The 8,313-nt window shown below is 65.4% G+C and carries 10 protein-coding genes; all 10 read right to left on the bottom strand.

The features are described 5' to 3' along the window. Nucleotides 1–813, bottom strand: an 813-nt coding sequence (pufC, locus tag ACN4F8_RS21460) for a photosynthetic reaction center cytochrome PufC (protein ID WP_419475440.1), incomplete at its 3' end; no start/stop codon positions are given. Next, on the bottom strand, nucleotides 813–1,787 hold the full coding sequence (gene pufM, locus ACN4F8_RS21455; RefSeq protein WP_419475439.1) for a photosynthetic reaction center subunit M: 975 nt from the start codon (nucleotides 1,785–1,787) through the stop codon (nucleotides 813–815). The genes pufC and pufM, both read right to left, overlap by 1 nt. Nucleotides 1,788–1,815: 28 nt before the next feature. Then, on the bottom strand, nucleotides 1,816–2,640 hold the full coding sequence (gene pufL, locus ACN4F8_RS21450) for a photosynthetic reaction center subunit L (protein WP_419475438.1): 825 nt from the start codon (nucleotides 2,638–2,640) through the stop codon (nucleotides 1,816–1,818). Between the two features lie 116 nt (nucleotides 2,641–2,756). Next, on the bottom strand, nucleotides 2,757–2,948 hold the full coding sequence (gene pufA, locus ACN4F8_RS21445) for a light-harvesting antenna LH1, alpha subunit (protein WP_322273431.1): 192 nt from the start codon (nucleotides 2,946–2,948) through the stop codon (nucleotides 2,757–2,759). A gap of 17 nt (nucleotides 2,949–2,965) precedes the next feature. Continuing rightward, nucleotides 2,966–3,190 (bottom strand): hypothetical protein, encoded by a 225-nt coding sequence (locus ACN4F8_RS21440; protein ID WP_419475437.1) that lies wholly within the window; start codon nucleotides 3,188–3,190, stop codon nucleotides 2,966–2,968. A 36-nt stretch (nucleotides 3,191–3,226) separates the two neighbouring features. Beyond that, on the bottom strand, nucleotides 3,227–3,370 hold the full coding sequence (gene pufB / locus ACN4F8_RS21435; RefSeq protein WP_069046185.1) for a light-harvesting antenna LH1, beta subunit: 144 nt from the start codon (nucleotides 3,368–3,370) through the stop codon (nucleotides 3,227–3,229). A gap of 132 nt (nucleotides 3,371–3,502) precedes the next feature. After that, complete coding sequence (gene bchZ, locus ACN4F8_RS21430; RefSeq protein ID WP_419475436.1) at nucleotides 3,503–4,984, bottom strand: chlorophyllide a reductase subunit Z; 1,482 nt, start codon at nucleotides 4,982–4,984, stop codon at nucleotides 3,503–3,505. 115 nt (nucleotides 4,985–5,099) lie between these two features. Continuing rightward, nucleotides 5,100–6,647: a chlorophyllide a reductase subunit Y gene (gene bchY / locus ACN4F8_RS21425; RefSeq protein ID WP_419475435.1), complete on the bottom strand. Its 1,548-nt coding sequence runs from the start codon at nucleotides 6,645–6,647 to the stop codon at nucleotides 5,100–5,102. Nucleotides 6,648–6,651: 4 nt separating this feature from the next. After that, on the bottom strand, nucleotides 6,652–7,662 hold the full coding sequence (locus tag ACN4F8_RS21420; RefSeq protein ID WP_419475434.1) for a chlorophyllide a reductase iron protein subunit X: 1,011 nt from the start codon (nucleotides 7,660–7,662) through the stop codon (nucleotides 6,652–6,654). Next, nucleotides 7,662–8,313: chlorophyll synthesis pathway protein BchC (locus ACN4F8_RS21415; RefSeq protein ID WP_419475433.1), on the bottom strand; the 652-nt coding region annotated here is incomplete at its 5' end. The genes ACN4F8_RS21420 and ACN4F8_RS21415, both read right to left, overlap by 1 nt.

Here is an 8,313-nt window from a genome sequence, read left to right as displayed (position 1 = left end):
GGGTGGTGCGCCGTCCCATTTGCCGAAGTTCTGCGTGTTGTGGCAGTAGGTGCAGTTCACCCCCAGCGAGGCCGACATGTGCGTCATGAGTGCATAGGTCTTCTCGGTGCGCTGGATGCTTTCACCCTGACCGCCGCTGGTGGGCAGGGCCTTGGTGGCGTTCACCCGGATCGGCTCGTCTTTGAGCAGGTAGGACGTGAAAGGATCGTAGGGCAGCGAGGCCAGCTTCACGCTGTCGGCCGGCGTGTTCTGCCCGGTCTTGTTGCCCATGAAGTTGGAGCCGTAGGGCTGGCTGTCGGCGGTGAACCAGATCTCCTTGGGCACCGGGTTGCCGCGGTGGCAGGTGTAGCAGGTCACACCGGTCTCGGCCACGTGGGCTTTCCAGTCGGTGTTGATGTGCTGCGTCATCTGCACCATGCGCCGCGCCACCACCTTGGTGTAGAGGCTGTCGTCGGCGAAGTTGGCACCGTTGTGGCAGTAGTTGCAGCCCTGCTCGGGCGACACCCAGGCCGTCATGTTGACCATGAGGCGGGTGAACTCGCCCACGCTCAGGTCGCCCAGCACCTTGACGTTCTGGTAGATCGCGCCGGCCTTGGGGCCGTCGGCGCTGGCCGGCGGTTGCGCGGCGGGCACCTGGTTGGCTGCGACCACATCGGCCTGCACGCGCGGGTTGTAGACCTGGACCATGCCGGTGCCCCGGTAGCCGTGCTGCACCGTGTCCATGGGAGGGCGCTCGCAGCCACCGAGCAGGACCAGCGATCCGAGCGCCAGCGCGCCCAGCCACATGCGGTTCTTGAAGATGGAGGTGTTCATCACTTGGCTCCTGGTGCGAGTGCCGGATCCATCACGGCGGGAAACACATCGGGGTAGGGCGGTGCAACACCGTGCTTGATGGCCCACAGGTACCAGTTGTCCACCACGGTGCCGGTCAGCAGGATGCCGATGCCACCCACCAGCGGGCACAACACAGCGAACCACCAGGCCCAGCGGTGAATGGATTCCATCGTGGCGTTGAAGCCCATGGTCCAGCGCCAGAACAGCGCGGCGCGTTCGCTGGCTGTGCCGCGGTCGACGATTTGTTCGATCTCGCGTTCACCGCCAAAGCGGCTCACCGCGAGGATGGTGGCGCCGTGCATCGCAAACAGCAGGGTGGAGCCGTACAGGAAGGCGATCGAGAGCGCGTGGAAGGGGTTGTAGAACAGGTTGCCGTAGCGCAGCGAGAAGGCGGCCGTCCAGTCCAGGTGGGGGAAGATGCCGAAGGGCACGGCCTCGCTCCACGAGCCCATGAGCACCGGGCGAATCAGGCCGAGCACCAGGAAGAGCCAGATGGCGGCGGCAAAGGCCCAGGCCACGTGCGTGCCCATGCCCAGGGCCCGCGCGCGGCGGTAGGTGCGCGCCCACCACAGGATCACCGAGATCGTGAGGAACAGACCCGCGATCTGCCACCACCCGCCCGCGTTGAGCGGGGCCAGGCCCAGACCAGCGCCGGCCGCTGGCGGCTCCAGCGAGAGCCAGAACAGCTGGCGCACGAACTGGATCGGGTCGTAGTTGACCGAGGCCAGCATGTTCATGCCCATGATGTTGAAGGCGATGATCCCGAAGAACAGCGCCGCCACGCCCAGGCTGCCGAGGTAGACGGGGCCGATCTGCGCGTTGCCGAAGCGCCCCAGCAGGTGAAAGATGAAGGGCTTGTCGCCGATGCGGGGGTCCTGTCCGTGACCGAGCTCGACGCCGTGGTGCACCGGCCCGACGGCCTGCACCGTTGTGAAGAGGTTTTGGTATTGCATGGTGTGCTCCTGTTCTTTTCTGACGGCTTCAGGACCAGATCGGCAGGTTCAGCCACCAGCCCCACCACTCGGGCCAGCCGCGGCTCCAGAACGGTCCGCTGATCACGATGCACAGCGCGCTGAACAGCACGGCAGCCAGCGCCAGGAACAGGCCCAGACGGTGGATGCCCAGGGTGCCGATGGAGTAACCGATGGTGTCGCGGAAGAAGGTGTCTTCGTGCTCGGGCGCCTTGACCTTTTCACCGGCGGCCGGGTTGGTGGCCGAGAGGATCAGCGAGCCGTGCAGCGAGAGCGCGAAGGTGGTGGCAAAGAAGAAACTCACCGCCAGCATGTGGGCCGGGTTGTAGTGGAAGTGCAGGTACTGGTAGCCCACGTTGGACACCCAGTCGAGGTGGCTGAAGATGCCGTAGGGGAAGCCGTGTCCCCAGGCGCCGAGCAACACCGGGCGGATCACCACCAGGGTCACATAAGCCAGGATGGCCACGCTGAAGGCAAAGGGCACGTGGTAGCCCATGCCCAGCTTGCGGCAGATCTCCACTTCGCGCAGTGCCCAGGATACAAACGCGCCGATCGCACACACCGTGATCAGCTGCCACAGACCGCCCTCCATCAGCGGCGCAAAGCGCAGGCCGTAGGAAAGGTCGGGGGGCGCGATGCTGATCTGCCAGAGGTTCCAGGTCGGGCCTTGCGAGGCGCCCCAGAGGATCATGGCGGTGCCGAGGAACGCGAAGAACAGCGTGGTGACACCAAAGAAGCCGACGTAGAACGGACCCACCCAGAAATCGAACAGGTCACCGCCAACCAGTGTTCCGCCTCGAACCCGGTATTTCTTTTCAAAATTGAGCATGGCCATGGTGCGGCCCTCCTGTCTCAGGTGGTTTGGACTTCGTACGTCTTTGCAAATGGGGGAGGGGAGCAGATGCTGCACTGGCCCACGCCAGTTTCAGCACCTGCACACCTCGGGCGAAGTCAGGACTTCGCTGCGGGGGTGGCCGCCGGCATGCTTTGCGCGGTCGGTGCGGCGGCCTTGGGGCCGTCCAGCCAGTTGAACTTGTTGGTGCTCAGCAGGATGAGGTGAATCATCACTGCGACACCGAACAGAAAAACGCCCTGCGCAACCATGGTGCGCACAGGATCGAAAAGGCGCCAGATTCTCCACATGATGGGATCTCCTTAAATCAAATGATGTGAGACATGAAGGTGTAGACCGCGGCATGCACGCCCGAGAAGATGCTGGTCTTGTGCTCCGCGCCAGGCAGCCAGAACTGCCAGTGCATGCCGACCAGTTGGCCCAGCACGGCAAGCGACAGCAACAGCAGGAAGCAAGGGGCAAAGATCAGGACAAACGAAAGCTTGTCTCCGCTCAGGGAAGGCTTATGGGCTTCATAAGACAGATCGTTCATGGCAGTTTTCCTTTCACGACAAAAAGGCCTTGTGGGTCAGAGCCAGGGCCGCCAGAACCACACCAGCAAATGGGCGACAACGGCGATGGCCGTGAACCCAATGAAGCCTTGGATGTAGTACTGGTGGAACTCCTGAGCTTCATCGTCCGTCAAGCCGGAAACAGATGTCCGTGTCGACATGGGATGCTCCTTTTCAATGTGGCCGTGAGGCCATCGATGCGCCCAGCCCGCGCACCATGGGCAGCTGCAGCGACATGCCGCAACGTGAGGTGGACCGGGCGCTTGCGCCCGAGTCGAAATGTGTTGTCCGGGTCATGCGAATTCCCCCAGGCCCATCGACTGGCCAGCGGTGTTCACATGCGATTCGTTGACGGCGGCCTCGCCGCTTTCGCGCGCCTGGCGCTCGGCCTCGTCGCGCAGCCGCTTGGCGGCCGAGATCTGCACCAGCACCGGCTGGTTGGAAATGAGCGCGTGCAACCGGGCCTGGGCCTTGTCGTCCCATGGGGTGGAGAGGCCGGCCACTTCGCCGCGCGCCAGCGTGGGGTCGACCTTGTCCATGTCGGTGCCCAGCGGCAGGATGTGGAACAGCGCGTCGAACAGCGCGTTGCACACCTCTTGAATAAGGTAGGTCGCGCCGCTGTAACCCATGAACGGGGTACCGGTGTGGCGGCGGATGATGGCGCCCGGGAACGAAGCCGGGATGTAGGTCGCCTTCATCGGCCCCTGGCTGCCGGCCTCGGCGAGGTACATGCGCTCGTTGTAGCTGCCGAAGAGAATCAGCGGCATCTTCGTGCGCACCAGTTCGCGCACCGCAGCGTTGTCGGTTTTCTCACCGGCCTTGCGCGAGACGGCGAACTTGCAGGGCATGCCCATCTCGGTTTCCAGGAAGTGCTGGATGCCGCGCGCATAGGTCTCACCGGCCACCACCGCGAAGCTGGCGGTGGCAAAGAAGTCTTGCGTCACCGAGCGCCACAGGTCCCACACCGGTTTGATGGTGGTGTGCTTCTCGCGCTCGATGAAGGGCTCCGGGTCCAGGCCCAGCAGCTCGCCGAGCGTGCGCAAAAACTTGGTGGTGCTGTGCAGGCCGATGGGGGCTTGCAGGTAGGGGCGGTCGAGTGCTTCGCAGAGCATGCGGCCGAATTCGCGGTACATGCAGATGTTCACGTCGGCCTCCACCAGGCGCGACACTTCCGAGAGGTGGCTGCCCAGCGGGAAGACCATGTTGATGTCGGCGCCGATGCCTTGCACCAGGCGGCGAATCTCGGCCAGGTCGCTCGGGCTGTTGAAGGTGCCGTAGCTCGGGCCGATGATGTTCACGCGCGGCTTCTCGCCAGCGGGGCGCTCGGCAAAGGGTTTGCGGGCCGGCACCTTCTTCATGCCGAACTCGCTCCAGAGCCAGAACATCGCGCGGTTGGCGCACTGCCACTGGTCTTCGTCGATGGTGCGCGGCAGGAAGCGCATGAGGTTGGTGCCCTCGGGCGTCACACCGCCGCCGATCATTTCGGCGATCGAGCCGGTGACCACCACGGCAGGCAGTTCGGGGTCGAGCACCGCGTGGGCGCGCTTCATCGAACCTTCGGTGCCTTCGCGGCCCAACTGCTCTTCGGCCAGGCCGGTCACCACGATCGGCAGCTCGTGCGGCGGCAGCGCATCGGTGTAGTGCAGCACGCTGGTCACGGGCAGGTTCTCGCAGCCCACCGGGCCGTCAATGACCACCTGCAGGCCCTTGATGGCGGTGAACACATAGACGGCACCCCAGTAGCCGCCAGCGCGATCGTGGTCAAGGACTAGCATGTACAGCTCCCAACACAAGCCCGTTCGGGCTGAGCCTGTCGAAGCCATGCCCAGGTGATGGTGAGCCCTTCGACAAGCTCAGGGCGAACGGAAGTGGAGGCGGTCGAGAGGGTGTTCATGAGCCCATCTCCTCGGCTTTGCGCTTCTTCGCCTGCTTGTCCAGCTGGCGGCGCTGTTCCTTGCGGAAGTCTGGAAAATCTTTCGGCACGTCTTCCCACACACCGGCCTTGTCGCCGTTGCCCACGCTGCCAAAGAAGTCCTTCATCTGGTCGAAGCGGTGCTGGTTGCCCATGGCGGCGTTGATCACCTGGATCAGCGAGCCGGCACCGGCCACGCCCATCAGCGGGCGGGCAGAAATCAGGTTGGTGTAGTAGAGCGAGGGGATGCTGGCTTCCTTGGCCGCCTGCACCACGGGTGTGGTGCCGATGGCCAGCTGCGGCCGGTATTCGCGCATGGCGTCCAGGTCGTTTTCAAGCGAGGCGCGGAACTGCACCTGCACGCCCTTGGACTTGAGCCACGCGGCGTCATGCGCATTCCACGGCGTGGCCGGGCAGGCCGAGCCCACGTAGCGCAAATCAGCGCCGCACTCCACCAGCAGCCGGCCCACCAGGAGTTCGGAGCCTTCGTAGCCGCTGAGCGTGATGCGGCCGTTGATCTTCTGTTGCGACAACACGCCGCGAATCGCGGCCAGCGTCGCGTTGCGTGCCGCGTCGATCTGGGCTTGGGCCACACCGGTGGCCTGGCCGATGGCGCCGAGCCAGTCGTGCGTGCCGTCCACACCCACCGGGGCCGAGCCCACGATTGCGCGGCCGGCGGCTTCAAATTCGCGGATGCTGGCGGTGTAGAACGGGTGGATGGCGGCCACGGCCACGCTGTCGAGCGCGGTGTACAGCTCGCGCCATTCGCGGGTGGGCGCCACGGTGCCCACGGCCAGGCCCATGGGCGCGATCATCTGCGCGATCAGCATCGGGTCGGCCGGGAACATTTCGCCGAGCAGCGTGATGGTGGGCTTGTCGCTGCGCGCTTGGCGCGGAGCGGGCACCGGGCCGGCCATGATCTCGCTGCGTGCGTACTTCAGCATGGCGCCGGTCAGCACGTCCTTGGCTTCCGCATGGGTCGGCACGCCGAAGCCGGGCACGTCGATGCCGATGATGCGCACGCCGTTGATGGCCTTGGGCAGGATCTGCAGCGGCACACCGCTGGCGGTGGGCACACACAGGTTGATGATGACGATGGCGTCGAGCTTCTCGGGATCGGCCTGGGCGTGCACGGCTTCGCTGATGTCCTCGAACAGCTTGCCGGTCACCAGCGATTCGCTGTTGAAGGGCACGTAACCCACGCTGCGGCGCGCACCATAAAAGTGGCTGGTGAAGGTGAGGCCGTAGACGCAGCAGGCCGAGCCGCTGAGAATGGTGGCGGTGCGGCGCATGCGCAGACCCACCCGCAGCGAACCGAAGGCCGGGCACATGCTTTGCGGCTGGTCGTGCGGGCCGGCGTTCTCGCGCTTGGGGTAGTCGGCGGCGTACTGCGCCAGGATCTCGCTCTTGCCGGCCGACTTGGCCGCGGCCAGCAGCGTCTCGCCGCCGGCGTGGCAACCCATGCCATCGCCTTCGATGGCGGTGGTGGCCTTCGCGGGGATGATGGGGATGGTGGTGCCGCTCATGGCTTCAGACCTCGTCGTACACAACTTCCAGGGTGGGCTTGCTGGTGTCGGTCTTGCCGCACATGTCGAACTGGGTGGCGGGCTCCAGCACCACGTCGCGGCCCACCGCCGAGGCCGAGAACAGGCCCAGCAGCTCGTCCTGTGTCATGGGCTTGGGGCGCATGGGGGTGGAGTTGCCCACGTTCTCGGCGAGCTGGGCAAACATGGGGCCCCAGACCGATTCGGGGCGGCCGATGATTTCGTAGCTGGCACTCTTGCGGCGGATGTCGTCGTCGGCCGGGATCACCGAGAGCACCGGGATGCCGACGGCTTCGGCGAAGTTCATCGCCTCGCCGGTGCCGTCGTCGCGGTTGATCACCATGCCGGCCACGCCCACGTTGCCGCCGAGCTTGCGGAAGTACTCCACCGCGCTGCAGACGTTGTTGGCGACATAGAGCGACTGCAGGTCGTTGGACGCCACCACGATGACCTTCTGGCACATGTCGCGTGCGATCGGCAGGCCGAAGCCGCCGCACACCACGTCGCCCAGGAAGTCGAGCAGCACGTAGTCGAAGCCCCATTCGTGGAAGCCGAGTTTTTCCAGCAGCTCGAAGCCGTGGATGATGCCGCGGCCACCGCAGCCGCGACCAACCTCGGGGCCACCGAGTTCCATGGCATAGACGCCGTCGCGCTTGAAGCAGACATCGCCGATGGCCACCGCTTCACCGGCGAGTTTTTTCTTCGACGAGGTTTCGATGATGGTCGGGCAGGCGCGGCCACCGAAGAGCAGGCTGGTGGTGTCGCTCTTGGGGTCGCAGCCGATCAGCAGCACCTTCTTGCCCTGCTGGGCCATCATGTAAGAGAGGTTGGCCAGCGTGAAGCTCTTGCCGATGCCGCCCTTGCCGTAGATCGCGATGATCTGGGTTTCCTTCTTCACTTCGCCGGTGTGCACCGGTGCCGGCTCCAGGGCGGCTTCGGCGCGCAACTGGTCCATGAACTTCGCGGACTGCACTTGGTTGACGGGGATTGCGTTCATCAGTTTCTCCAGTCCAGGACCATCTTCAAACACTGCGGATCGCCGAAGGCGGCCGCGTAGGCGTCGCTTGCGCGGGCCGGGGTTTCGGTGTGGGTGATCAGGCCGTCCAGGCACAGGCGCCCGGTCTGCACGAGCTGGGTGACGGCCAGCAGGTCGGCGCGTTTCCATTCGGCGGCGGCGCGGATCTGCGCTTCGCGCATGAACGCCGGGGCGAAGGCAAACGAGATGTCGTTTTTGTAGAAGCCGGCGAGCACCACCTCACCACCCTTGGCCAGGCGCGGGATCACGCGGTTGAGGATGTCCGAGTCACCGCTCACGTCGTAGATCGCGCGGTAGTCCTTGCGCGTGTCCTCATCGGGGCTGATGACGCTGTAGCCCTCGGCGCCCACGCGGCGCGCGGCCTGCGTTTCCCAGACCACCGGGGCGGGGGCACCCGAGGCCACCGTGAGGCGGGCCAGCAGGCGGCCCATGACACCGTGGCCAATGATCAGCTCGGGCGGCGTGGCGGGTGCGCGGCTGCCACCGAAGGTGACCGAGTGGTAGGCGGTGGCGGCCAGGGCCAGCAGCACCATCTGGGAACCCAGGTCGTTGTGCAGCTTGACCACGCGGTCGTGTGAGACCACCAGGCGCGAGCCGGCACCGCCGAAGAGG

It is taken from the genome of Hydrogenophaga sp. (assembly GCF_048549895.1).
In the GTDB taxonomy this organism is placed as follows: domain Bacteria; phylum Pseudomonadota; class Gammaproteobacteria; order Burkholderiales; family Burkholderiaceae_C; genus Hydrogenophaga.
Note: the sequence above shows the minus strand (reverse complement) of the source record. Positions and strands in the feature narration are given on the sequence as shown.